The sequence below is a fragment of the Pseudomonas sp. MTM4 genome (assembly GCF_019355055.1).
GTDB lineage: Bacteria > Pseudomonadota > Gammaproteobacteria > Pseudomonadales > Pseudomonadaceae > Stutzerimonas.
The window spans coordinates 1,107,945-1,132,214 of the sequence record NZ_CP048411.1 but is presented as its reverse complement, the minus strand read 5'-3'; the positions used below and the strand labels follow the sequence as shown (position 1 = coordinate 1,132,214).

General features: G+C 55.7%; 17 protein-coding genes, 2 tRNA genes and 3 rRNA genes. 10 read left to right on the top strand and 12 right to left on the bottom strand.

Going from position 1 to position 24,270, the window contains the following annotated elements; genetic code table 11:
• Window positions 1–16: 16 nt before the first annotated feature.
• Both GYM54_RS05055 and rluB read left to right on the top strand, forming a co-directional pair.
• Window positions 17–667 carry a bifunctional 4-hydroxy-2-oxoglutarate aldolase/2-dehydro-3-deoxy-phosphogluconate aldolase gene (locus tag GYM54_RS05055; RefSeq protein ID WP_181101435.1) on the top strand — a complete coding sequence of 217 codons (651 nt, stop codon included), beginning with the start codon at window positions 17–19 and terminating at the stop codon, window positions 665–667.
• A 135-nt stretch (window positions 668–802) separates the two neighbouring features.
• A complete protein-coding gene (gene rluB, locus GYM54_RS05050) occupies window positions 803–1,936 on the top strand; it encodes a 23S rRNA pseudouridine(2605) synthase RluB (protein WP_181101436.1) in 1,134 nt (377 codons plus the stop codon).
• Window positions 1,937–2,013: 77 nt separating this feature from the next.
• Here rluB and GYM54_RS05045 read toward each other — a convergent pair whose 3' ends face one another.
• The 5 genes from GYM54_RS05045 to GYM54_RS05025 form a co-directional block, all read right to left on the bottom strand.
• Window positions 2,014–2,946, bottom strand: coding sequence for a GGDEF domain-containing protein (locus tag GYM54_RS05045; RefSeq protein ID WP_181101437.1), 933 nt, complete (start codon window positions 2,944–2,946; stop codon window positions 2,014–2,016).
• A 204-nt stretch (window positions 2,947–3,150) separates the two neighbouring features.
• Window positions 3,151–3,891: a YciK family oxidoreductase gene (locus GYM54_RS05040; protein ID WP_181101438.1), complete on the bottom strand. Its 741-nt coding sequence runs from the start codon at window positions 3,889–3,891 to the stop codon at window positions 3,151–3,153.
• Between the two features lie 74 nt (window positions 3,892–3,965).
• Entirely contained in the window at window positions 3,966–4,637 is a 672-nt protein-coding gene (gene mupP / locus GYM54_RS05035; RefSeq protein ID WP_181101439.1) for an N-acetylmuramic acid 6-phosphate phosphatase MupP, read from the bottom strand.
• Entirely contained in the window at window positions 4,637–5,335 is a 699-nt protein-coding gene (gene ubiG, locus GYM54_RS05030; RefSeq protein WP_181101440.1) for a bifunctional 2-polyprenyl-6-hydroxyphenol methylase/3-demethylubiquinol 3-O-methyltransferase UbiG, read from the bottom strand. The genes mupP and ubiG overlap by 1 nt, the downstream gene beginning before the upstream one ends.
• Window positions 5,336–5,472: 137 nt before the next feature.
• The gene (locus tag GYM54_RS05025) at window positions 5,473–6,804 is read right to left on the bottom strand and encodes a TRZ/ATZ family hydrolase (protein ID WP_181101442.1); all 1,332 of its coding nucleotides are present in this window, start codon (window positions 6,802–6,804) and stop codon (window positions 5,473–5,475) included.
• A 704-nt stretch (window positions 6,805–7,508) separates the two neighbouring features.
• On the opposite strand from GYM54_RS05025, the gene GYM54_RS05020 reads away from it, so the two are divergent.
• The 6 genes from GYM54_RS05020 to GYM54_RS04995 all read left to right on the top strand — a co-directional run bounded on the left by GYM54_RS05020 (window position 7,509) and on the right by GYM54_RS04995 (window position 13,443).
• A 16S ribosomal RNA gene (locus tag GYM54_RS05020) occupies window positions 7,509–9,047 on the top strand.
• A 91-nt stretch (window positions 9,048–9,138) separates the two neighbouring features.
• Window positions 9,139–9,215 (top strand) — tRNA-Ile (locus GYM54_RS05015).
• Between the two features lie 30 nt (window positions 9,216–9,245).
• A tRNA-Ala gene (locus GYM54_RS05010) sits at window positions 9,246–9,321 on the top strand.
• A 256-nt stretch (window positions 9,322–9,577) separates the two neighbouring features.
• A 23S ribosomal RNA gene (locus GYM54_RS05005) occupies window positions 9,578–12,466 on the top strand.
• A gap of 156 nt (window positions 12,467–12,622) precedes the next feature.
• Window positions 12,623–12,738 (top strand): 5S ribosomal RNA (gene rrf / locus GYM54_RS05000).
• Together the 16S, 23S and 5S rRNA genes with 2 tRNA genes alongside form the textbook arrangement of a ribosomal RNA operon.
• A gap of 333 nt (window positions 12,739–13,071) precedes the next feature.
• Window positions 13,072–13,443: a translation initiation factor Sui1 gene (locus GYM54_RS04995; protein WP_181104427.1), complete on the top strand. Its 372-nt coding sequence runs from the start codon at window positions 13,072–13,074 to the stop codon at window positions 13,441–13,443.
• A 346-nt stretch (window positions 13,444–13,789) separates the two neighbouring features.
• Here GYM54_RS04995 and queD read toward each other — a convergent pair whose 3' ends face one another.
• Window positions 13,790–14,146 carry a 6-carboxytetrahydropterin synthase QueD gene (gene queD / locus GYM54_RS04990; protein WP_181104425.1) on the bottom strand — a complete coding sequence of 119 codons (357 nt, stop codon included), beginning with the start codon at window positions 14,144–14,146 and terminating at the stop codon, window positions 13,790–13,792.
• Between the two features lie 252 nt (window positions 14,147–14,398).
• Here queD and GYM54_RS04985 point away from each other — a divergent pair, with 252 nt between their 5' ends.
• Together GYM54_RS04985 and GYM54_RS04980 are read left to right on the top strand one after the other, a co-directional pair.
• Window positions 14,399–15,715, top strand: coding sequence for a Na+/H+ antiporter family protein (locus tag GYM54_RS04985; protein WP_131651955.1), 1,317 nt, complete (start codon window positions 14,399–14,401; stop codon window positions 15,713–15,715).
• A 131-nt stretch (window positions 15,716–15,846) separates the two neighbouring features.
• Window positions 15,847–16,905 (top strand): AI-2E family transporter, encoded by a 1,059-nt coding sequence (locus GYM54_RS04980; RefSeq protein WP_181104423.1) that lies wholly within the window; start codon window positions 15,847–15,849, stop codon window positions 16,903–16,905.
• Window positions 16,906–16,941: 36 nt separating this feature from the next.
• On the opposite strand, the gene GYM54_RS04975 is transcribed toward GYM54_RS04980, so the two are convergent.
• From GYM54_RS04975 to GYM54_RS04950, 6 genes are all read right to left on the bottom strand, one after another.
• Window positions 16,942–18,903 carry a PhoX family phosphatase gene (locus GYM54_RS04975; protein WP_374105189.1) on the bottom strand — a complete coding sequence of 654 codons (1,962 nt, stop codon included), beginning with the start codon at window positions 18,901–18,903 and terminating at the stop codon, window positions 16,942–16,944.
• Window positions 18,904–19,116: 213 nt separating this feature from the next.
• A complete protein-coding gene (locus GYM54_RS04970; RefSeq protein ID WP_181104421.1) occupies window positions 19,117–20,712 on the bottom strand; it encodes an isocitrate lyase in 1,596 nt (531 codons plus the stop codon).
• A 509-nt stretch (window positions 20,713–21,221) separates the two neighbouring features.
• A complete protein-coding gene (locus tag GYM54_RS04965) occupies window positions 21,222–22,028 on the bottom strand; it encodes a secretin N-terminal domain-containing protein (RefSeq protein ID WP_131651959.1) in 807 nt (268 codons plus the stop codon).
• Entirely contained in the window at window positions 22,025–22,651 is a 627-nt protein-coding gene (locus tag GYM54_RS04960) for a histone acetyltransferase HPA2 (RefSeq protein WP_181104419.1), read from the bottom strand. The genes GYM54_RS04965 and GYM54_RS04960 overlap by 4 nt, the downstream gene beginning before the upstream one ends.
• A 6-nt stretch (window positions 22,652–22,657) precedes the next feature.
• Entirely contained in the window at window positions 22,658–23,083 is a 426-nt protein-coding gene (locus tag GYM54_RS04955; RefSeq protein WP_181104417.1) for a GNAT family N-acetyltransferase, read from the bottom strand.
• The gene (locus GYM54_RS04950) at window positions 23,076–24,242 is read right to left on the bottom strand and encodes a cupin domain-containing protein (RefSeq protein ID WP_181104415.1); all 1,167 of its coding nucleotides are present in this window, start codon (window positions 24,240–24,242) and stop codon (window positions 23,076–23,078) included. The genes GYM54_RS04955 and GYM54_RS04950 overlap by 8 nt, the downstream gene beginning before the upstream one ends.
• Window positions 24,243–24,270: the final 28 nt, after the last annotated feature.

Below are 24,270 nucleotides of genomic sequence, written 5' to 3'. Positions count from 1 at the left end.
GGCCCGAGGACTTTCCATGACCATGGACCAAAAAAACGCACTGATCGAAAAGATCTGTACCGAAGCGCGCATCCTTCCGGTAATCACCATCGGCAGCGAAGAGCAGATCCTGCCGCTGGCCGACGCGCTCGCTGCAGGCGGACTGACAGCACTCGAGATCACCTTGCGCTCGAAACATGGGCTCACCGCCATCCGCCGGTTGCGAGAGGAGCGACCCGACCTCTGTGTGGGGGCTGGAACGGTACTCGACAAACGCATGATGGACGACGTCGAAGCAGCGGGTGCGCAGTTCATCGTCTCGCCGGGCTGCACGGACGAGCTGCTTGAAGCAGGCGTCAACTGTTCCGTACCGCTGCTGGCCGGGATCAGCAACGCATCGGACATCATGCGTGGTTATGCACTTGGTTATCGCCGCTTCAAACTATTTCCCGCTGAAATATGCGGAGGCGTCGCTGCCATCAAGGCGCTTGGCGGTCCCTTCGCTGATGTGCGCTTCTGCCCGACCGGAGGCGTCAACGCTGCCAATGCCGCCCAGTATCTGGCGCTCCCCAATGTAATGTGTGTAGGCGGCACCTGGATGATCGACGGCGCAGCGCTGAAGAACGGCGATTGGGCCAGCATTCAGCAAGCCACGGCTGATGCGCTAGCTGCGCTGGACAAACGCTAAGCCGCCTGACCGCACGGCGCGCCACGCTCCGTGCGCGCCTGGTTCTGGCTGCTAAGCTTCCTAGTGCTTTGGCGAATCGGTGCGCGTATAGTGCGCGGCCTTTCAATCGGAACTGCCACACCGGGAGGTGCCTAGATGACCGAACACGAAGATACGACCCCTCATATTGCCCACGGCGAAAAGCTGCAGAAGGTTCTGGCCCGCCTTGGCCTGGCCTCGCGCCGCGACGTGGAAAGCTGGATTGCCGCTGGCCGAGTCAAGGTTAACGGCACGATCGCAACCCTCGGACAGCGTGTCGATCTGCATGATGCGATCGCCGTAGATGGCCGTCTGCTCAAGCGCGAAGAAGCCACCGAGGTGGTCCGCCGCGTCCTGATTTACAACAAGCCGGACGGCGAGATTTGCACCCGCGACGATCCAGAAGGGCGTCCGACCGTATTTGATCGCTTGCCCCGTCCGAAAGAGGGGCGCTGGATCAATATCGGACGCCTCGATATCAACACGACCGGCTTGCTGCTATTCACTACGGATGGCGAGCTGGCCAACCGTCTGATGCATCCGTCCTATGAGATGGATCGGGAATACGCGGTGCGGGTGCGCGGTGAGGTCGATGACGAGATGATCGAGCGCCTGAAAACGGGCGTCATGCTCGAAGACGGCCCGGCGCGTTTCACCGATATCCAGCAGGCACCCGGTGGCGAAGGCTTCAACCACTGGTACCACTGCGTGGTGATGGAGGGTCGTAACCGCGAGGTGCGCCGTCTGTGGGAATCGCAGGGGCTCGTCGTCAGCAGACTGAAGCGTGTGCGGTTCGGGCCGGTGTTCATGACTTCAGACCTGCCCATGGGGCGCTGGCGGGAGATGACTCAGAGCGAAGTCGACATCCTCAGCGAAGAGGTCGGTCTCAAGCCGGTGGCGTTGCCGGGAATGAAGGCCAAAACCAAGGACAAGCTCGACCGCATGCAGCGCAAGGTGGCCAAGCCTCTCGGGCGCGGCGAGCGACGTCCAAGAGTTTTGCGTTCGGCCCATGACGCTGATGTGCCGAGTGGCGGCGAAAAAGGACGTCGCTCGCGCGATGACCAGCCTGCACGCAAGCCACGTGATGCAGATGAGCGCAGCAAACCTGGCCGCGGCACCCCAGTGGCGGAGCGCCCGAGCACTGTTGGTCGCAATCGTGGCAAGCCATCGCCAGCCAAGCGCAATGGCCCGTCCAATACCGAGGGACAGCGTCCTGGTTTTGGACGCGGTGACCGTCCCAAGCGTCCGTGACGAATAGAGCTTGAAGCGATGAAGGGTGAGATCGTAGTGACCTCACCCTTTTTTCGTTTGGTTGCCCGTGATTTTTGCTATACAGCAGCAGCGGCTCTGATCCGGTTGCGGCCGTCGCGTTTGGCCTGGTAAAGCGCTTGGTCGGCTCGCAGCAGCAATTCTTCGTGAGATTCGTATGGGCGATAGGTCGCGCAACCGAGGCTGGCCGACAGCCGAACCTGCTTTTCTCCGATGAGAAAGAAGAGGTTCTGAATGGCGGCTCGAATGCGTTCGGCTACGATGGCCGCTGCCTCGGGGCCGGTGCTGGATAGCACGAGCACGAACTCCTCGCCGCCAAACCGGAAAACCATATCGACGTTGCGCAGTTGTTCCTTGAGCAGCAGCGCTGTCGCTCTAAGCGCGGCGTCCCCAGCTTGATGTCCGTAGCGGTCGTTAAGATTCTTGAAATAATCCATGTCCAGCATGATGACCGACAGGGCTTGGCCATGGCGCCGGGACAGTTCGGCTTCCCGTGTCAGGCTTTGCTCCAGTGCTGCACGATTTCCCGTACCCGTCAGCGGGTCTTTGAGTGACGCTTGAATGGCACGCCGATACAGCAGCGCATTGCGCACCGGGAACAGCATGCAGTCAATTGCGCGTTCCAGCTCGCTCAGCGTCCACTCGCAAAAGGGCGCATGGTTGAACACGCGCAGCTCGCCGAGGCAATCACCTTGATTGGAAAGTGAATAGCTCATATCGAACTCCGTCGTCTCACCAAGCTGAAGGTGAAAGTCGGTGTCGGCGTGGCGGTAGCTAAGGGCACACGACGGGATCACATGATGGATTTCATCCAGGAAGAACTTCCATAGCCGATCGATTTCTAGACTGGTCTGCAAGCGTGCCGCTAGATTGTCCAGACTAAAAAGGTTGAGTCGTGGCGGAGAAAAGGTTTCGTTGACACTAATGTCCAGACGCCTTGCGCGGGCAGTCCCGATATCGACGGTGGTGTTGTTCTGCTTGTCTGCCAACATGAAAGGACCTCGGACGCAATCTGCGCTATTAGAGGTTCCATGCGAATTCAGTGCCAGAATGTAAAATCGTTATTTATCAGCAGGTTGCAAGTTTAACGCCTGCGCTGCGGTAATCATTTGCCAGCGAAACGGCAGGATGATGCCAATTTGGCATGCCTGCCGGTGCTGTTGCGACGGGAAACAGGCGCTATAGGCTAGTTCGAATCACTGAGCATCGAGTGCTTGCCCGTTGATGCCAGTGCTATCTGGCCCCATGAGGTAGAGATAGACCGGCATGATGTCGGCCGGTAAGGGATTGACGGCCGGATTCTCGCCGGGATAGGCCTTTGCACGCATGTCGGTGCGTGTCGCGCCCGGATTGATGCTGTTGCTGCGGATCGAGCCAGTGCCGTCGAGTTCATCCGCCAAGACCTGCATCAGTCCTTCGGTTGCAAACTTCGATACGGCGTAGCCTCCCCAGTAAGCCCTGCCTTTGCGCCCGACGCTGCTCGACGTGAAGATCACCGAGGCGTCATTTGCCAGTTTCAACAACGGCAACAGCGTGCTGGTGAGCATGAAGGCGGCGTTGACGTTAACTTGCATGACTCGCATGAAGTTATCGCCGGACAGCTGCTCGACCGGCGTACGCGGACCAACGATGCTCGCGTTATGCAGCAGGCCATCCAATCGTCCGAACTCTCGTTCGACGGTCGCCGCGAGTTCGTCGTACTGATGCGGCAATGCGGTTTCCAGATTGAAAGGGATTACTGCCGGTTGCGGCCAGCCGGCGGCTTCGATTTCGTCGTATACCCGGTTGAGGTTTGCCTCGCTTTTACCCAGCAGCAGAACGGTTGCGCCGTGCGCTGCGTAGGCTTTGGCTGCAGCTTCGCCTATTCCGCGTCCGGCACCGGTGACCATGATGATCCGATCCTTGAGCAGGTCGGGGCGGGCTGAGTACTCGAACATCTGAAGCCTCATATACAGGACGTGGGCAGTCGCCCATCGATAGTGATCGGAAGAAGGTAATCAGGCTTGAGCTGTTAATTACTCCAAGCCGTGCGATCCAGTAAGGCACATAGTTCCAGAGGATGGTCGACAACCACGTCCGCCCCCCAGGTGTCGGGATCGTCATCGGGATGGATGTAGCCATAACGCACTGCGGCCGTACGACTACCTGCCGCGCGTCCTGATTCGATATCGCGCAGGTCATCGCCAACGAACAGTACGGTGGACGGATCGAGATCTAGTTGACTGCATGCCAGAAGCATCGGCTCCGGGTCGGGCTTGCTCTTGCTGACATGATCCGGGCAGACAAGCACGGCAGAGCGCGATGCGAGACCTAGCTGATGCATGATTGGCTCAGCGAAACGCAACGGCTTATTGGTGACGACTCCCCAGATCAGGTTCGCTTGCTCGATATCGATCAGCAGTTCCGACATGCCGTCGTAGAGCTGACTTTCGACCGCGCAATGGTGCTGATAGCGATCCAGAAACTCGAGTCGCAACGACTCGAATTCATCCGATAGTGGATCGACGTCGAAGGCGCTGAGCACCATCGCCCGGGCTCCACCTGAAACGACATTGCGCACGTCTTGGTCCGGAACTCGAGCGAGGCCTCGTGCCAGGCGCATCGCTTGTGCGACAGCGATGAAGTCCGGAGCGGTATCGAGCAGCGTACCGTCCATGTCGAATAACACCGCGCGCAGACGCATCATGCCTCCCGGAGTGTCTGGATCATATAGTTCACATCTACATCCGGTGACAGCTTGTAGTGTTTCGTCAGCGGGTTGTAGGTCAGGCCTATGATGTCTTTGACTGTAAGTCCGACATCACGGCTCCAAGCCCCCAGTTCCGACGGGCGAATGAACTTGCGATAGTCGTGGGTGCCACGCGGCAATAATTGCAGCATGTATTCGGCGCCGATGATGGCAAATGCGTAAGCCTTCGGGTTGCGGTTGATGGTCGAAAAGAACACCTGTCCGCCAGGTTTTACCATTTTGTAGCAGGCCCGGATGACCGAGGCGGGGTCGGGTACGTGTTCAAGCATTTCCAGGCATGTCACGACATCGAATTGCTCCGGCATTTCCTCGGCCAACGCCTCGGCGGTGATCTGCCGGTAAACAACTTCCAGGCCTGATTCGAGTAGATGCAGTCTGGCAACGGAAAGTGGAGCCTCGCCCATGTCGATTCCCGTCACCGTGGCGCCGCGCAGAGCCATGGCCTCGCTGAGAATCCCTCCGCCGCAGCCGACGTCCAGAACACGCTTGCCAGCCAGCGAGATGTGCTCGTCGATCCAGTTGACCCGAAGCGGATTGATTTCATGCAGCGGCTTGAACTCGCTTTCGCGGTCCCACCAGCGGTGGGCGAGTGCTTCGAATTTAGCGATTTCGGCGTGGTCGACGTTGCTCATGATCTGTTCCGTTTGAAAGCTTGGATGAGAGGCTTGTCCGAGTTGCTGATGTTGCCAGCTTCGGTCAGCAAAGAAGCTCTGATGGCGCGCTTCGTATACGTCAGTTTGTCGCGGCGAGCGGTGGAAGCGTACCCGGCTCAATGCTTGGAACGGATTTTTTCTCCCCATTCCTTGGCGGTGGTGATTAGACGCTCTTCGTCCATACGAACCAGCCGACGATCATCGAGTAGCTGTTTGCCGCCCACCCATACATGGCGTACGCAGTCGCGACTGCTGGAATAGATTAGCTGAGACACCGGGTCGTAGACGGGCTGCTGCGCAAGGCGGGACAAATCGAATGCGACCATATCTGCAAACTTTCCAATCTCCAGCGATCCGGTGTGATCATCCAGCCCAAGCGCACGAGCACCATTGAGCGTGGCCATGCGCAGTGCACGGTGGACATCGAGGGCGGTAGCCGAATTCGCGACCGCCTTTGCAAGCAGGGCGGCAGTGCGAGTTTCGCCCAACAAATCGAGGTCATTGTTACTGGCTGCGCCATCGGTACCTATCCCGACATTAACCCCGGCTTCCCATAGGCGTTCGACCGGGCAAAAGCCGCTTGCCAGTTTCAGGTTCGATTCAGGGCAATGAATCACACTGCAGTTGTGTTCAACCAGCAGGGCAATATCTTCATCATTTATCTGAGTCATGTGAACGGCCTGGAAGCGTGGCCCTAGGAGCTGAAGGCGAGCCAGGCGGGCAAGGGGACGCTCGCCATGCTGCTTCAGTGCCTCTTCTACTTCATGTGCGGTTTCGTGGACGTGCATATGAATGCCGATATCCATCTCAGCCACTAATGTACGTATGTTTTCCAGCTTGTCGTCCGATACTGAATAAGGTGCATGCGGCCCGAAAGCGATGCTCAGGCGCGGGTGGTGCTTGAGGTCATCGAACAGTGATACCCCTTTGCGAAGCGCCTCATCGGCGTCGCGTGCTCCCGGGATAGGGAAGTTCATCACTGGGATCGTTATCTGCGCCCGAATTCCGTGCTTATGCACAAGTTGGCTGACCACTTCGGGAAAGAAATACATGTCGGAAAAGCAGGTAATGCCGCTCTGTAACTGCTCCGCGATTGCCAACTCGCTACCTGCCGTCACAAACTCTTCGTTGACCCATCTGCTTTCCGCGGGCCAGATATGCTCGCGTAGCCAAGTCATCAGCGGCAGGTCGTCTGCCAGCCCTCGAAACAATGTCATGGCAGCGTGGCCGTGCGCATTTACCAGCCCGGGCGCTAGCAACATTCCTGAAAGGTCGCGTGTCTCCTTGACGGCGTATTTGGCGGCGTCCTCGCGAGGAGCTATTAGGACGATGCGTCCGTCGCGGATACCTAGCGCGTGGTCTGTCAGGACAACGCCCGCTGGCTCGACTGGAACGAGCCAAGTAGGAAACAGCATCAAGTCGAGCTGGTCGGCGGGCGTATAAGGCATATCGTCCATCTGATGAGTTGAGAGGAGCGCCAGTGTAAAGCCTGTCGAACTTGGTTTGAAGAATGAAGAGAAACCACGACGCCGACAATATATACAAGCACTTCGCAGCGAGGGCCCTTAAAGCTAATAACCTGGAATACCTGTTGACATGCATTTCTGGGTGCCTATAATGCGCACCTTCTCCGGCGCAGGCCCTTGGCGAAACCTCTTTTAAATCAAGAAGTTAGCTAAATTTAGGGCTTGCACGGACGGCAAGTTCGAGTAGAATGCGCCGGGCTGGCAGGTGGTGGTTGGGTCCTGTTAGTGGCTTCGGTCAGGTTGATCGAAAGCGGTTTAACGAGGCGGTTGACAGCGGGTTTGAACGCTGTAGAATTCGCCTCCCGCTGACGAGGGGCTCTAGCTGATCGAAAGCGCAAGCGGTTGAGAAGAAAGAAAAACTTCTTCAAAAACAGCTTGACGAGAAACAAGGCTGCTGTAAAATGCGCGGCCTCGGTTGAGACGAAAGGCTTGATCGAAACGCTCTTTAACAACTGAATCAAGCAATTCGTGTGGGTGCTTGTGAGGTAAGACTGGTAGTCAGCAAGATTATCAGCATCACAAATACTCAACGAGAAATCATTGAGTGCTCTTCTTTGGGGTGACCTTGAGAAGAGATTGCGATTGCTGAGCCAAGTTTAGGGTTTTCTCAAAACCCAAGCAGTATTGAACTGAAGAGTTTGATCATGGCTCAGATTGAACGCTGGCGGCAGGCCTAACACATGCAAGTCGAGCGGATGAGGGGAGCTTGCTCCCCTGATTCAGCGGCGGACGGGTGAGTAATGCCTAGGAATCTGCCTGGTAGTGGGGGACAACGTTTCGAAAGGAACGCTAATACCGCATACGTCCTACGGGAGAAAGCAGGGGACCTTCGGGCCTTGCGCTATCAGATGAGCCTAGGTCGGATTAGCTAGTTGGTGAGGTAATGGCTCACCAAGGCTGCGATCCGTAACTGGTCTGAGAGGATGATCAGTCACACTGGAACTGAGACACGGTCCAGACTCCTACGGGGAGGCAGCAGTGGGGAATATTGGACAATGGGCGAAAGCCTGATCCAGCCATGCCGCGTGTGTGAAGAAGGTCTTCGGATTGTAAAGCACTTTAAGTTGGGAGGAAGGGCAGTAAGTTAATACCTTGCTGTTTTGACGTTACCGACAGAATAAGCACCGGCTAACTTCGTGCCAGCAGCCGCGGTAATACGAAGGGTGCAAGCGTTAATCGGAATTACTGGGCGTAAAGCGCGCGTAGGTGGTTTGTTAAGTTGGAAGTGAAAGCCCCGGGCTCAACCTGGGAACTGCTTTCAAAACTGGCAAGCTAGAGTATGGCAGAGGGTGGTGGAATTTCCTGTGTAGCGGTGAAATGCGTAGATATAGGAAGGAACACCAGTGGCGAAGGCGACCACCTGGGCTAATACTGACACTGAGGTGCGAAAGCGTGGGGAGCAAACAGGATTAGATACCCTGGTAGTCCACGCCGTAAACGATGTCGACTAGCCGTTGGGATCCTTGAGATCTTAGTGGCGCAGCTAACGCATTAAGTCGACCGCCTGGGGAGTACGGCCGCAAGGTTAAAACTCAAATGAATTGACGGGGGCCCGCACAAGCGGTGGAGCATGTGGTTTAATTCGAAGCAACGCGAAGAACCTTACCAGGCCTTGACATGCAGAGAACTTTCCAGAGATGGATTGGTGCCTTCGGGAACTCTGACACAGGTGCTGCATGGCTGTCGTCAGCTCGTGTCGTGAGATGTTGGGTTAAGTCCCGTAACGAGCGCAACCCTTGTCCTTAGTTACCAGCACGTAATGGTGGGCACTCTAAGGAGACTGCCGGTGACAAACCGGAGGAAGGTGGGGATGACGTCAAGTCATCATGGCCCTTACGGCCTGGGCTACACACGTGCTACAATGGTCGGTACAAAGGGTTGCCAAGCCGCGAGGTGGAGCTAATCCCATAAAACCGATCGTAGTCCGGATCGCAGTCTGCAACTCGACTGCGTGAAGTCGGAATCGCTAGTAATCGTGAATCAGAATGTCACGGTGAATACGTTCCCGGGCCTTGTACACACCGCCCGTCACACCATGGGAGTGGGTTGCTCCAGAAGTAGCTAGTCTAACCTTCGGGAGGACGGTTACCACGGAGTGATTCATGACTGGGGTGAAGTCGTAACAAGGTAGCCGTAGGGGAACCTGCGGCTGGATCACCTCCTTAATCGAAGACTTCAGCTTCTTCATAAGTTCCCACACGAATTGCTTGATTCACTAGCGAAAAGCGATTGGGTTTCGACCCGAGAGAGACGATTGGGTCTGTAGCTCAGTTGGTTAGAGCGCACCCCTGATAAGGGTGAGGTCGGCAGTTCGAATCTGCCCAGACCCACCAATTGTCATGGGATGTGGCCGATCTGTAGATGGGGCCATAGCTCAGCTGGGAGAGCGCCTGCTTTGCACGCAGGAGGTCAGCGGTTCGATCCCGCTTGGCTCCACCATTACTCGATAATCGCTGAAAGCTCAGAAATGAGTGCTCCGAACGGACGTTCGAGAGTATTGATTTCTGGTCTTTGCGCCAGAACTGTTCTTTAAAAATTTGGGTATGTGATAGAAATAGACTGAGTGATCACTTTCACTGGTGATTATTCAGGCTAAGGTAAAATTTGCGAATTGCTCTTTATGAGCAAGAATGCGGATTTTCGGCGAATGTCGTCTTCACGTTATAGACAGTAACCAGATTGCTTGGGGTTATATGGTCAAGTGAAGAAGCGCATACGGTGGATGCCTTGGCAGTCAGAGGCGATGAAAGACGTGGTAGCCTGCGAAAAGCTTCGGGGAGTCGGCAAACAGACTGTGATCCGGAGATGTCTGAATGGGGGAACCCAGCCATCATAAGATGGTTATCACACACTGAATACATAGGTGTGTGAGGCGAACCAGGGGAACTGAAACATCTAAGTACCCTGAGGAAAAGAAATCAACCGAGATTCCCTTAGTAGTGGCGAGCGAACGGGGACTAGCCCTTAAGTTGATTTGAGATTAGCGGAACGCTCTGGAAAGTGCGGCCATAGTGGGTGATAGCCCTGTACGCGAAAATCTCTTATCAATGAAATCGAGTAGGACGGAGCACGAGAAACTTTGTCTGAATATGGGGGGACCATCCTCCAAGGCTAAATACTACTGACTGACCGATAGTGAACCAGTACCGTGAGGGAAAGGCGAAAAGAACCCCGGAGAGGGGAGTGAAATAGAACCTGAAACCGTATGCGTACAAGCAGTGGGAGCCTACTTTGTTAGGTGACTGCGTACCTTTTGTATAATGGGTCAGCGACTTATTTTCAGTGGCGAGCTTAACCGAATAGGGGAGGCGTAGCGAAAGCGAGTCTTAATAGGGCGTCTAGTCGCTGGGAATAGACCCGAAACCGGGCGATCTATCCATGGGCAGGTTGAAGGTTGGGTAACACTAACTGGAGGACCGAACCGACTACCGTTGAAAAGTTAGCGGATGACCTGTGGATCGGAGTGAAAGGCTAATCAAGCTCGGAGATAGCTGGTTCTCCTCGAAAGCTATTTAGGTAGCGCCTCGTGTATCACTGCTGGGGTAGAGCACTGTTTCGGCTAGGGGGTCATCCCGACTTACCAAACCGATGCAAACTCCGAATACCAGCAAGTGTCAGCACGGGAGACACACGGCGGGTGCTAACGTCCGTCGTGAAAAGGGAAACAACCCAGACCGTCAGCTAAGGTCCCAAAATCCTGGTTAAGTGGGAAACGATGTGGGAAGGCTTAGACAGCTAGGAGGTTGGCTTAGAAGCAGCCATCCTTTAAAGAAAGCGTAATAGCTCACTAGTCGAGTCGGCCTGCGCGGAAGATGTAACGGGGCTCAAACCAGGTACCGAAGCTACGGGTTCATCGTAAGATGAGCGGTAGAGGAGCGTTGTGTAAGCCTGTGAAGGTGAGTTGAGAAGCTTGCTGGAGGTATCACAAGTGCGAATGCTGACATGAGTAACGACAATGCGAGTGAAAAAACTCGCACGCCGAAAGACCAAGGGTTCCTGCGCAACGTTAATCGACGCAGGGTGAGTCGGTCCCTAAGGCGAGGCTGAAGAGCGTAGTCGATGGGAAACGGGTTAATATTCCCGTACTTCTGGTTACTGCGATGGGGGGACGGAGAAGGCTAGGCCAGCTTGGCGTTGGTTGTCCAAGTTTAAGGTGGTAGGCAGAGATCTTAGGTAAATCCGGGATCTTAATGCCGAGAACTGATGACGATCCTTCTTTTAGAAGGAGAAGTGGTTGATGCCATGCTTCCAGGAAAAGCCTCTAAGCTTCAGGTAATCAGGAACCGTACCCCAAACCGACACAGGTGGTTGGGTAGAGAATACCAAGGCGCTTGAGAGAACTCGGGTGAAGGAACTAGGCAAAATGGCACCGTAACTTCGGGAGAAGGTGCGCCGGTGAGGGTGAAGGGTTTACCCCGTAAGCTCATGCCGGTCGAAGATACCAGGCCGCTGCGACTGTTTATTAAAAACACAGCACTCTGCAAACACGAAAGTGGACGTATAGGGTGTGACGCCTGCCCGGTGCCGGAAGGTTAATTGATGGGGTTAGCGCAAGCGAAGCTCTGATCGAAGCCCCGGTAAACGGCGGCCGTAACTATAACGGTCCTAAGGTAGCGAAATTCCTTGTCGGGTAAGTTCCGACCTGCACGAATGGCGTAACGATGGCGGCGCTGTCTCCACCCGAGACTCAGTGAAATTGAAATCGCTGTGAAGATGCAGTGTATCCGCGGCTAGACGGAAAGACCCCGTGAACCTTTACTATAGCTTTGCACTGGACTTTGAATTTGCTTGTGTAGGATAGGTGGGAGGCTTTGAAGCGTGGACGCCAGTTCGCGTGGAGCCATCCTTGAAATACCACCCTGGCAACTTTGAGGTTCTAACTCTGGTCCGTTATCCGGATCGAGGACAGTGTATGGTGGGTAGTTTGACTGGGGCGGTCTCCTCCTAAAGAGTAACGGAGGAGTACGAAGGTGCGCTCAGACCGGTCGGAAATCGGTCGTAGAGTATAAAGGCAAAAGCGCGCTTGACTGCGAGACAGACACGTCGAGCAGGTACGAAAATAGGTCTTAGTGATCCGGTGGTTCTGTATGGAAGGGCCATCGCTCAACGGATAAAAGGTACTCCGGGGATAACAGGCTGATACCGCCCAAGAGTTCATATCGACGGCGGTGTTTGGCACCTCGATGTCGGCTCATCACATCCTGGGGCTGAAGCCGGTCCCAAGGGTATGGCTGTTCGCCATTTAAAGTGGTACGCGAGCTGGGTTTAGAACGTCGTGAGACAGTTCGGTCCCTATCTGCCGTGGACGTTTGAGATTTGAGAGGGCTGCTCCTAGTACGAGAGGACCGGAGTGGACGAACCTCTGGTGTTCCGGTTGTCACGCCAGTGGCATTGCCGGGTAGCTATGTTCGGAAGAGATAACCGCTGAAAGCATCTAAGCGGGAAACTTGCCTCAAGATGAGATCTCACTGGAGCCTTGAGCTCCCTGAAGGGCCGTCGAAGACTACGACGTTGATAGGTGGGGTGTGTAAGCGTTGTGAGGCGTTGAGCTAACCCATACTAATTGCCCGTGAGGCTTGACCATATAACACCCAAACAATTTGATGTTTGCGTGTCAGACGGTTGAAGTCGACAAACAAACCGAAAAGACGCATCGCTCGCAAAGCGAACCAAAACACAGCAACACCATCACATGCCCGATTCGCTGCAGCGGCTAAATCCCGAGGCAGCAACCGAATTGCTTGACGACCATAGAGCGTTGGAACCACCTGATCCCATCCCGAACTCAGCAGTGAAACGACGCATCGCCGATGGTAGTGTGGGGTCTCCCCATGTGAGAGTAGGTCATCGTCAAGCTTCTACACCAAACCCCCGGCCCTCGTAAGAAGGTCGGGGGTTTGTCTTTGCGCCAGAGAAATTATTAAGCTGTAGAGACGGCTCTGTGCAAGGCCTGCGAAAACGTCACCAGCCATGCCGACGCCCTAGGTCCAACCCCAAGATCGAGTTTGAAAAGGTTCGCTTAGCAGGTACTGATCGTTCGGAATGCTTGAGAAATCGTTCCACTGTTGTTCAATCTGTTCACCGATAATGACGCGAGCAATCCTTCGAGAGAAATACAATTACTGCTAAATTGACGAACTCTGGCGGTCTCGGTGTGTTGGGGCTGCGGTTTTTGTTCAAGAGGTTCGCGTGGCCAAGAAAACCACATCATTCTCCAGTCTTGGCGGGCTGGTGTTTTCCACAGACGCAGGACGTCATTGCCCCGATTGCAATCAGCCGTTGAATGCCTGTATCTGCAAGCAGCAGGCGATTCCTGAAGGTGATGGTATCGCCCGCGTGCGTCGGGAGATCAAAGGGCGCGGCGGCAAGACCGTGACGACTGTTGCTGGCGTGCCCCTTGCGGAAGCGGAGCTCAAAGAGCTCGCCAGCGCGCTCAAGCGCCGTTGCGGTACTGGCGGCGCGCTCAAGGACGGGATCATCGAGATTCAGGGCGATCATGTTCAACTGCTGCTAGATGAGCTGATCAAGCTCGGATTCACGGCCAAAAAATCCGGCGGCTGAGTTCGATATCCGACTAATCAAATTTTGTGCTTATTACTTGGCGCACCGGCTGTCCAATCGGATAGCTTTCTGCCGTGCTCTACGCTCGGTAGGTAATCTCATATCAGGAGGCCTAGATGCCCGTACGACGCACACGTAGATGACGTCAACGCTCTTCCTGCTGGGCCTGTGGACGACTCGCTGACATTTACCGGCGACTATAGGAGAGATGAGCTTGTATGTGCGGCTGCTGTAGAGGGCTCATGCGGGAAACGCAGGAGAAGAGGTATCCATCGTATCTTTGAAGAGGCTTCGTTAAGCCTCCCCATACCAATGTGGCCCAGCAATGCAGGCTGTTCAGTTCCCGCTAGCTGCCTCGGTACTCACAGCCGCTAGTGCAAGTTTCATGGATGCGAATCCGAGACAATTCCGGTATCAGCGGCTTCAGCTTGTCCCATATCCATTTCGCCAGGTTTTCGCTGGTGGGGTTCTCCAGGCCTGGTAAATCGTTCAGATAGTTATGATCAAGCTGTTCGTAAATCGGCTTGAAGATCTGCCGTATCTCGCCAAAATCACGAATCCAACCAGCATGCGCGTCGACCTCACCCTCTAGGTAAATGGCGACCCGGAATGAGTGGCCATGCAGCCGACCGCATTTGTGACCCTCAGGTACATGCGGCAAACGATGTGCGGATTCGAACGTAAACTCTTTGAATATTTCCACTGGCCCATCCGAAGGTAAAAATTTCTGTGGCGGCATTTTACCGTTTTGTATCCAGGGTGTCAGTGAAACGGATCGAGTGAGCTTGCCTATAAAACCGGATGTCGTGAAAGGCCTTCGAGGCTCCAAACTTAATCGGCAGCTAGGAATATCAGAGTGACTTTTGCTAATGCTCCTTTAGTTCTTTGACACCACAGCAGGGTTGCGGCAAATTACCCGACTTTTTATCGGCATTCGCCGTTTCGGGGAGTTGAAATGAATGCAGTAGTGGCCGCAGTCGGCATTATGCTGATTCTTAGCCTGTGCAGAGTTCATGTTGTCGTAGCCTTGATTACTGGCGCTATTGCCGGCGGCATGTTGGGTGGGCTGGGAATCGAAGGTAGCCTTGCCGCCTTCAATAAGGGGCTCGGCGGAGGAGCGACGGTTGCGCTGTCCTATGCGCTACTCGGCGCGTTTGCGGTAGCAATCGGGAAAAGCGGGTTGGCCCATGCACTGGCCGATAAAGCGCTAGCAATCTTAGGGACGAGAGAGGTGCAATCGGGTGGTTCAGTCAAGTGGATGATGATCGGGCTGCTGCTTGTAGTCGCAGTGTCGTCACAGAATATCCTACCGATTCATATTGCATTCATTCCTCTGTTGGTTCCGCCCCTGTTGTACGTGCTAAGCAAGCTGCAGATCGACAGGCGATTGATAGCATGCGTGCTGGCGTTTGGCTTGATAACGCCTTACATGTTCCTTCCCGTTGGCTTCGGTAATATCTTTCTAACTGAAATTCTGCTCGCCAATGTCGCTAAGAGCGGTGTTGATATCACGGGGGTCAATGTAAGCCAAGCCATGCTGATCCCAGCTCTCGGTATGGCAGCAGGCCTATTGATTGCCATGTTTAGCTATCGCAAGCCGCGGGCGTACGTGCTGGCGAAGTTAGATCAATCGAAAGTGGAAAGCGTCAGCTATAGCCCTCTCACCTTACTGACTGCGGCGTTGGCAGTTGCGGCAGCGTTCATTGTCCAGTTGTGGCTGGACTCGATGATTATCGGGGCTCTGATAGGTTTCGTTATTTTCTCTGCCTCGGGGGTAGTGCGTTGGCGGGAGGCTGATGACCTCTTCACCGAAGGCATGAAAATGATGGCAATGATCGGTTTCATCATGATTGCTGCCGCAGGCTTCGCAGAAGTCATGCGTGAGACCGGTGAGGTGAAAACATTGGTCGATGCATCTGCAGAGTGGATAGGTAACAGCAAGGCCATCGGTGCGCTGATGATGTTGGTGGTGGGGCTGTTGGTCACCATCGGCATCGGCTCTTCCTTCTCTACGGTCCCAATCATTGCCGCTATCTTCGTCCCGTTAGGGGTGGAGCTCGGATTCAGTCCATTGGCTATCGTTAGCCTTGTAGGTACTGCGGGCGCGTTGGGAGATGCAGGTTCGCCGGCTTCGGACTCGACACTTGGCCCAACAGCAGGACTTAATGCCGACGGCCAGCACAACCATATCTGGGATACCGTGGTGCCGACATTCTTGCATTACAATCTGCCACTTCTTGCATTCGGCTGGGCTGCAGCCATGATCCTGTGACAGAGTGAGCACTAGCCTGTATATTTTTCAAACGCCGTCCTCGTAACGGCGTTTTGATTGTTTCTGCTCCATCGCCGAATCGGCACTCCTCGCGGCAATCGCTGACTAATAGACACAGCCGCAGCGAAAGGATGCAGACAGTGAATTCAACCCTTGAGCAAAAAGTGTTTCTCGCGCTGTTGCTCGTCGTCACTATCGCTTTCGGCTGGATACTTTTCCCTTTCTATGGCGCCGTCTTCTGGGCTGTCATTCTTGCCATCATCTTTGCTCCGCTTCAGCGACGCCTGCATCAATATCTGGGCAACAGACGGAATCTGACTGCTTTTATCACCTTGATGGTATGTCTGATCGTTGCGGTGCTCCCGGTTATTCTGATTACAGGGTTGCTGGTCCAGGAGGGTGCTTCGCTCTATAGGCAGATCGAAAGTGGTGAGTTGGATGTCGGTAGCTTTGTTGGAACTGCAAAGGAATTGCTACCCGCGTCATTGGAGCAGCAGTTGCGGCGGTTCGGGCTAGGTGATGTCGACCAGATGCGTGAGCGACTCGCAAGCTGGGCGTTAGAAGGCAGCCAGTTTTTGGCGACCAAGGCCTTCAGCTTTGGTCAGGGTACATTCCAGTTCCTGATCAGTTTTTTTCTAATGCTGTATCTGTTGTTCTTCCTCATTCGAGACGGACGAGACCTGGTCGTTCGGATTCGACGAGCACTACCTCTGAGCGATAATCAGAAGCGTAGGTTGTTCAGCAAGTTCACCCGTGTGGTCAGGGCTACGGTTAAAGGCAACATTGTGGTTGCAGCTATCCAAGGCTTTCTCGGAGGGGCGATCTTTGCAGTACTGGGAATTCCAGCGGCCGCGCTCTGGGGCGTTCTCATGGCATTCCTGTCGTTGCTTCCGGCAGTTGGGGCAGGGCTGATATGGACTCCGGCAGCACTCTATTTTCTGATGAAGGGCATGGTTCTGCAGAGCGTGATTCTTACGCTCTATGGAGTCCTTGTAATTGGCTTGGTCGATAACATCCTGCGGCCAATTCTTGTAGGCAGGGACACCAAGATGCCAGACTATCTGGTGTTGATTTCGACGCTGGGTGGGCTCGCTCTGTTCGGCCTGAATGGTTTCGTGATCGGCCCGCTCATTGCTGCCCTTTTTATGTCGACGTGGGGATTGTTCACTTCACCCGAGGGGAATCGCTAGTTAGCCGCGTCCGACTATGCCGGACGCGGCCGCAAACTAAATCACTCGACCGCCATCGTCACGGCTGATTATCACCGTGGCGGAACGTGGCCGGCGTCCCGCGCCATCGGGCCATGTGCTGGTGTACTCGGTGGAGGTTGAACCTTCGCCGGGATGTTGGATGTTGACGAACAACGTGCGGAAATCCGGCGTTGCAGTTATTCCCGTCACCTCGGCGCCTTGGGGACCCACAAGGAATCGCTTGGTTTCGCCTGTTCTGGGATCTGATACCAGCATTTGGTTGTTGCCAAACGGCCCGTCGCTCAGTTGGCTGCCGCTCATGTCGGTCTGTATCCAAAGCCGCCCGTCGTTGTCGAACCAGAGTCCGTCAGGGCTCGCCAGTATATTTTCCTCGGTCAACTGTTTGCCGCGAGGATCACGGCTGTCGTTTTGTGGGCCGGCGAGAAGATACAAGTCCCACTGAAACCGAACGCCGGTGTGGTTCCTCCCCCCTTCGCGCCAGCGAATGATATGTCCGTAAGGATTCGGCGCGCGTGGGTTTGCCGCGTCGGTGTCCCGCCGAGAGCTATTGTTTGTCAACGTGAAATACACCTCGCCAGTGTCAGGGTGTACGGCTCCCCATTCAGGACGATCCATTTTCGTCGCACCGACAATATCGGCAGCGAGGCGGGTATTGATCAACACCTCGCCTTGGTTGGCAAACTCAACATTGGCGGCAGCACAAGCCTGTTGAAAATCAGCGTTTTCAATGTCAAGCGGCAGCCAGTCACCGCTGCCGTCTGGGTTGAATCGGGCCACGTAAAGCGTTCCTTCATCAAGGAGCTGGCCGTCGCTGCGCAGCGGGCGATACCTATCGCGGCTTACATACTTATAGATGTATTCATTTTGCGAGTCGTCTCCTGAATAGCAGACCACCGGCCAGCCAGGCTTGACGGGCGCGAACACCAGTCCTTCATGTGCAAATCGGCCGAGTGCGGTGCGCTTTACTGGTGTGGAGTCGGGGTCGAACGGATCGATTTCGACGATCCAGCCAAATGTATTGGGCTCGTTGCGATAGTCGGCTCTGAAATCCTCTGCCGTTGCCGTTGCGTCGAAGCGCTGGAATTCATCACCCGGAATCGTTTCCCAGCCGTAACGGCTAGTCGAAGGAAGACCATAGCGCCGCAGGTGGCGGGGCAGTTCAGAATCGCGACTCGCGAAATAGCCCGCCCAGTTTTCCTCGCAGGTTAGATAGGTTCCCCACGGTGTGTAGCCGTTCGCGCAATTGTTCAACGTTCCTCGTGCAGATGTGCCGCTTGGGCTGTAGCGGGTCTTCATCAGATCATGACCTCGCGCGGGCCCTTCGATCCGCATGGGGGACGCGCCAGTGATGCGCCGGTTGCGGGCTGATGGCAATACCGCCCATTCGCCGCGGGCGTTGCGGCGAATCTCTACAATCGAAACGCCATGAGCGTTTATTTCCTTACGGACTTCATCGGCGTCGACGCGTTTGCCGTTGACGACAGTGGCGCCGTTGCGGTGTAGCAACGGTACATCTATGTATTCATGGTTAAGCGCGAGCAAGCCGTGATCGCTCTTGCGGCCCTTGAATTTGGCATCCATAGGGAAGAAATGCATGCCGTCGTGGTGCATGCCGGTCTGCTGTGCCTGATCTTCCGCGCTGTTGCTAGCGTCTTCGAGATACGCAGGATAGCTTCCGCAAATCGGCGTGCCCCAAGGAATGAACGCTGTTGCGGAGAACCCGGACGGCACTGTCACCGTGTCAGCTCTGGTAATGCTTACCGCACCAAATGGGAGTCGGGTCCGACGTTGGAAGGGCAAACCACGGTCAGTAGCTGGAGCTGCTGCGTTGGTAATCGCAGGTAGACCGCCGAGAAACGCAAGTGCGCCGACTGCCGCACCGCTGGTGAGCACCTTGCGCCGCCCCGCGTTGATGACATCCTGGATATGGGGATTGGCTGAACGATTGCTCGGCAATTCATCACCGTTGCCAAACATGAGGTTGTCGTTATTGTCAGTCACGATGCAGCTCCATAGGTAATCGACGGAACTGCGACGCTAGGCTGAACTCGCGACAGATTAATGACAATCCAACAGCGGCCGACAAGCGGTTCGCTTGATGATTTCCTGAACACAAACAAAAAGCCCCGGTATCTACCGGGGCTTTTTTCACACCACCAGCTCGGGCCGAGGCCCGAGCCAGAACCATTCTTAGTGGAACTGGTTCATGGTGTTGTCTTTACCGCTTGCCTTCAGAGCCGCTTCGCCAGCGAAGTACTCCTTGTGGTTGTCGCCAATGTCGGAGCCAGCCATGTTCTGGTGCTTGACGCAGGCGATGCCCTGGCGCAGTTCCTGACGCTGAACGCCCTTGACGTAGGCCAGCATGCCTTCTTCTGCGAAGTACCCTTTGGCCAGATTGTCGGTCGACAGCGCAGCGGTGTGGTAAGTCGGCAGCGTGATCAGGTGGTGGAAGATACCGGCGTGGACGGAACCGTCCTTCTGGAAGGTGCGGATCTTCTCGTCAGCTACCTGGGCCAGTTCGGTTTCGTCATACTCCACGCTCATCAGCTTGGCGCGGTCGTAGGCGGAAACGTCCTTGCCTTCGGCAACCATGGCATCGAACACCTGCTGACGGAAGTTCAGAGTCCAGTTGAACGACGGGCTGTTGTTGTAAACCAGCTTGGCATCCGGAATGGTCTTGCGGATTTCATTGACCATGGCCGCGATTTGCCCAACGTGCGGCTTCTCGGTTTCGATCCACAGTAGGTCGGCGCCGTTCTGCAGCGAAGTGATGCAATCCAGTACGCAGCGTGCCTCACCCGTGCCCTTGCGGAACTGGAACAGATTGGACGGTAGACGCTTCGGACGTAACAGCTTGCCTTCGCGCTTGATCACGACGTCGCCGTTGCCCAGTTCGGCTTCGGTGATTTCTTCGCAATCCAGGAAGGAGTTGTACAGGTCGCCCAGGTCTCCGGGCTCTTTGGTCACGGCGATCTGCTTGGTCAGGCCGGCACCCAAGGAGTCGGTACGCGCAACGATTACGCCGTTGTCGATACCCAGCTCGAGGAACGCGTAGCGAACGGCCGCGATTTTGGCGAGGAAGTCGGCGTGGGGAACGGTCACTTTGCCGTCCTGGTGGCCACACTGCTTCTCATCCGAAACCTGGTTCTCGATCTGGATGCAGCAGGCGCCTGCTTCGATCATGCGCTTGGCCAGCAGGTAGGTGGCTTCCGGGTTACCGAAGCCGGCGTCGATATCGGCAATGATCGGGACGATGTGAGTTTCGTAGTTGTCGATCTGGTTCTGGATTTCCGCTGCTTTGCCGCTGTCGCCAGCTTCGCGAGCGGCGTCCAAGGCGGTGAACAGCAGATCCAGTTCGCGGCTATCAGCCTGACGCAGGAAGGTGTACAGCTCCTCGATCAGGTCGGAGACGGCAGTCTTCTCGTGCATCGACTGATCCGGCAGCGGGCCGAACTCGGAGCGCAGCGCGGCAACCATCCAGCCGGAGAGGTAGAGGTAGCGCTTGTTGGTGGTCTTCAGGTGCTTCTTGATGGAGATCAGTTTCTGCTGACCGATGAAGCCATGCCAGCAACCCAGCGATTGGGTGTAAACGGACGAATCGGCATCATACTCAGCCATGTCCTTGCGCATGATGTCTGCGGTGTACTGAGCAATCTCCAGACCGGTCTTGAAACGGTTCTGAGCACGCATACGAGCAACGGATTCAGGGTTGATAGCGCTCCAGCTGCTTCCAGCTACTTCTTTCAGAGCGGCAACGGCCTTGATGTCGTTTTGATAAGCGGACATGGTCAATCCTTTCAAAAAATTCGTGTTTGGTTAAGCACCGACTGTTCCCACCGAAACCTACGTGCTAATCGCATGATGATGCGGGCGACACGCGGCAGAGCGTCGAAATACCGACCGGGACGAGGATTGAACCAAGAGAGGAGGGGTGTGCAGTTACGACCGCTGGAAGATTCGGCTAGCTGTGGAATGATCGTGGCATTCCGGCACACAGCGGCTTAGGCCGTTGGGCGACTCAGCAGAACTGGCGTCTTCGAGCTGATGCGTTAATCGCTTCCCCGTCCCTCAGGACGACTCGTTCCAGTCGCAACCTCGTCAGTCCGCCTTGTGGGCAGTACAGTCACGGATCCCTCAGCTGGTTGGCTAAGTATGACCCGGAGGCCCGTGACAGGGCCCCTGATTAGCGGGAGCGGGGCCATGATGCTCCGGCCAAAATGGTTCGTCAATTGTTTTGTAGTGAAATTTTCAGGGCACTACATTTTTTACAAATCATCGAATCTCTCTAAGCCGTTCTATTCCAGCATGTCGACTTTGAGTCGTAGCGACAGATTCTGGCGACCTTCAGTGGAGTAGCGTCGCAGCGTTGCGCTGTCATTGGAGCTGGCGGATTCGTCGATGCCGCCAAGCGATATCCACTCACCGAGTCGTCCGCTTACACGAGTATCGGTTTGCTGCACATTGATCGTATCCGGCCGATAGGCGCTTATCCGGTCGTTATGGCTGCTAACGGTGACCTGCACTTGATCACCATGAACCGTGGCAGTGGCGTAGAAGCCGCGCGTGACATTCCGATATTGGGTCTGCTGATAGATCTGGCCGTAGCCGTCGGCGCCAGTGGTGGTAATAGGCACGCTTTGGCCGACCTGTATCAAAGCAGGGTAGCCCTCGGTAACCTGAATCTGTTGAACGCCTCCGCCTTGGCTGTTGGTGCTGCGACGGATGATGCGGACCTGATCACTGCCTCTGGCTTCCCCGCGCCCGGTCTGGATTTCCACGTCACCGATACGGGCGGAGCCATCGACTCGATAGCCATTGTCACTACTCATCGCCGAGTTTTGCGTATCGACACTGATGAGCAATCGACGGGGCTCAGTATCGATCTGGGACAGCACGTCCTGCAGCTCAGCGATTACAGCGGAAGGCGCGTTCACGATCAGCTGATTCCCGTAAGCGTTTACCTTGCCTTGATTGCCGACTACCGATTGCGCGATTGGCAATACGTCTTCGGCCATACGGAATTCGAGAGGGATTACCTGTGTCGCGGCATGAAGCGAGAGGCTGACGAATGCCAGGAACACGGCGAGGAGATAGCGCTTCATAGCAGGAAACTCCGCAGGTCGGGGTCAGACAGGCTGTGGTCCCAGGCGTTGTCGAATAATCGCTGTCGCTGGCGGGCGCGACCGGGATCCCGGTATAGCGCATGGCCGGAAAATTGGTCTGGCTCAGGGCGAACCAGCACGCCACAGTTGTCGGCTATCAGGAAAGCGCACGCTTGCATCGGATAGTCCGGATGAAATTTGCGAATCGCCAGGTTGCTGGTCAATCGGCGCGCCAGCGTAACCAGACGATGCCCTTGCTTGACGGCGCGGGAGGAATCGCCGACCAGAATACGCAGGCGATTGCGTGGGTGTGCCAGAAGAAAGTGCGAGCAAGCCTGTTGAATACAGCTGTGGTTGTACAGCCAGGGCTCCAAGTCTGGCGTGTAAATATTCAGACTACGTCGGGCCTGTTCAATCAGCGCTAACGCATGCTGGCGAGCCTCAACCGCGCTGTTGAAGGCCTGAGCTGGGCTACTACCCAGAACGAATGAAGCAGAGCTCCATTGCTCCAGGCCTGTTGGCGATGCCGATGGGTTATTGATTTCGAAACGACCCGGTGAGTGAAAATCGATATCTGCCAACTCTGCGGAGGTGGCTGGTCGATCCGGGTCATTGCGATTCATGGTGGATCAGTTGCTCTTTCGAAGCATATCGACGTGGGGTAGGCCCGCTTCCAGGAACTCCTCGCTGATCACTTCAAAACCGAGGCGTTCATAGAACGAGGTGGCATGGACCTGGGCGGTCAGTCGTTGTTCGCGGAGACCACGACGTTCTGCTTCTTCGATCGCGGCCTTCATCAGCGTGCCTCCAACATGCATCCCGCGCCAGTCGCGTAGCACGGAGACGCGACCGATATGTCCATCATTCAGCAAGCGCGCCGTGCCTATGGGATAGCCACTTTCAAGGGCGAGGAAATGCACGGCCTCGGCATCGTCCGCATCCCATTCGAGCTCAGGCGGCACCGACTGCTCGGCGATGAAAACGGTCTCGCGAATTCGACGCAAATCGGCGTTGTCCTGCTGCCAGTCGGCGATGCGAACTTCTATATCACTCATCAGCAAACTCCAGACTTCCCTGCTTGACCAACTGCCACACCAGATTACGCCCATCTTCGTCGTTCAGCCACGGTGCGAGGTTTTCCGCATGTATCGCATCAGCCGAGCAGATCAGTTTCAAAAGATCTTTCAAATGCGAAGGCAGCAAGCGGCTCTGGCCGCTGGCGAACAGCAGAAGACCAATGTCGACCTCGCTCCAGGCCAGGCGCGCGCTGAGATTACGGATCAGGACCGCGCCATCTTTCAGCGCAACGAGTAGCGCATGCTCCTCTATGTCCGGGCCCTGCACGCGTTCCGGATAGCGAGGTTCGGTCATGAACTGGCCGAACCAAGTGAGCAGCAGGCGCTCATCGCCCATGTGTTCGGTGAGCATCGCCCGCAGCCGATCGAGCGCGTCGCCCTGGATCTGGTAGGGATCATCGGTGGGAGTGAGGTCAGCGTCGCTATAGCGTTCTTCGTCGGGTAGGAATTGAGCGAGAAAGTCGGTGAAGTGTGTCAGGACTTCAGCGGCGCTAGGCGCTCTGAAGCCGAGCGAATAGGTCATGCAGGCATCTTCGGCGGTGCCGAAATGCGCCAGCCGAGGTGGCAGATAAAGCATGTCGCCGGGTTCCAGAACCCATTCATCGGTGCCTTGGAAATCCGCAAGGATGCGCAAGTCGGCGTGTTGCTGCATGAGACTGTCGCCGTCACACATCTGTCCTACGCGCCAACGGCGTTGACCCTGAGCCTGCAGGAGGAAGACGTCATAGTTGTCGAAATGCGGGCCGACGCCGCCTCCCGGGGCCGCGAAGCTGACCATCACGTCGTCGATCCGCCAGTTGGGCAGGAAACGGAAATGTTCGATGAGCTCGGCGACTTCTGGAACCAGTTGATCGACCGCCTGGACCAGTAGCGTCCAGTCGCGCTCCGGAAGATGCTGGTAAGTATCTTCGCTAAACGGCCCGCGGCGCAGTTCCCAAGGGCTGTCGCCATGTTCGATGACCAGGCGCGACTCGACTTCCTCTTCCAGCGACAGCCCGGCTAGTTCGTCGGGCGAAACCGGACTTTCGAACGAGGGAATCGCCTGACGGATGAGCAGTGGTTTTTTTTGCCAGTAATCGCGCAGGAACTCGCGCGCGCTTATGCCGCCGAGAATTTGCAAAGGAGTATCGGAAGTCATACAGGTACCTTGCTCTGCTACAGAGCTG

What these genes read in the sequence shown, in the direction of transcription:
- ubiG (WP_181101440.1), bottom strand. Translation starts at nt 5,335, where the DNA reads ATGAGCAACGTCGACCACGCCGAAATCGCTAAATTCGAAGCACTCGCC.
- GYM54_RS04955 (WP_181104417.1), bottom strand. Translation starts at nt 23,083, where the DNA reads ATGAGTGATATAGAAGTTCGCATCGCCGACTGGCAGCAGGACAACGCC.
- GYM54_RS05045 (WP_181101437.1), bottom strand. Translation starts at nt 2,946, where the DNA reads ATGTTGGCAGACAAGCAGAACAACACCACCGTCGATATCGGGACTGCC.
- GYM54_RS05025 (WP_181101442.1), bottom strand. Translation starts at nt 6,804, where the DNA reads ATGCCTTATACGCCCGCCGACCAGCTCGACTTGATGCTGTTTCCTACT.
- GYM54_RS04975 (WP_374105189.1), bottom strand. Translation starts at nt 18,903, where the DNA reads ATGTTTGGCAACGGTGATGAATTGCCGAGCAATCGTTCAGCCAATCCC.
- GYM54_RS04965 (WP_131651959.1), bottom strand. Translation starts at nt 22,028, where the DNA reads ATGAAGCGCTATCTCCTCGCCGTGTTCCTGGCATTCGTCAGCCTCTCG.
- GYM54_RS05055 (WP_181101435.1), top strand. Translation starts at nt 17, where the DNA reads ATGACCATGGACCAAAAAAACGCACTGATCGAAAAGATCTGTACCGAA.
- mupP (WP_181101439.1), bottom strand. Translation starts at nt 4,637, where the DNA reads ATGCGTCTGCGCGCGGTGTTATTCGACATGGACGGTACGCTGCTCGAT.
- rluB (WP_181101436.1), top strand. Translation starts at nt 803, where the DNA reads ATGACCGAACACGAAGATACGACCCCTCATATTGCCCACGGCGAAAAG.
- GYM54_RS04950 (WP_181104415.1), bottom strand. Translation starts at nt 24,242, where the DNA reads ATGACTTCCGATACTCCTTTGCAAATTCTCGGCGGCATAAGCGCGCGC.
- GYM54_RS04980 (WP_181104423.1), top strand. Translation starts at nt 15,847, where the DNA reads ATGCAGACAGTGAATTCAACCCTTGAGCAAAAAGTGTTTCTCGCGCTG.
- GYM54_RS04960 (WP_181104419.1), bottom strand. Translation starts at nt 22,651, where the DNA reads ATGAATCGCAATGACCCGGATCGACCAGCCACCTCCGCAGAGTTGGCA.
- GYM54_RS05040 (WP_181101438.1), bottom strand. Translation starts at nt 3,891, where the DNA reads ATGTTCGAGTACTCAGCCCGCCCCGACCTGCTCAAGGATCGGATCATC.
- GYM54_RS04970 (WP_181104421.1), bottom strand. Translation starts at nt 20,712, where the DNA reads ATGTCCGCTTATCAAAACGACATCAAGGCCGTTGCCGCTCTGAAAGAA.
- GYM54_RS04985 (WP_131651955.1), top strand. Translation starts at nt 14,399, where the DNA reads ATGAATGCAGTAGTGGCCGCAGTCGGCATTATGCTGATTCTTAGCCTG.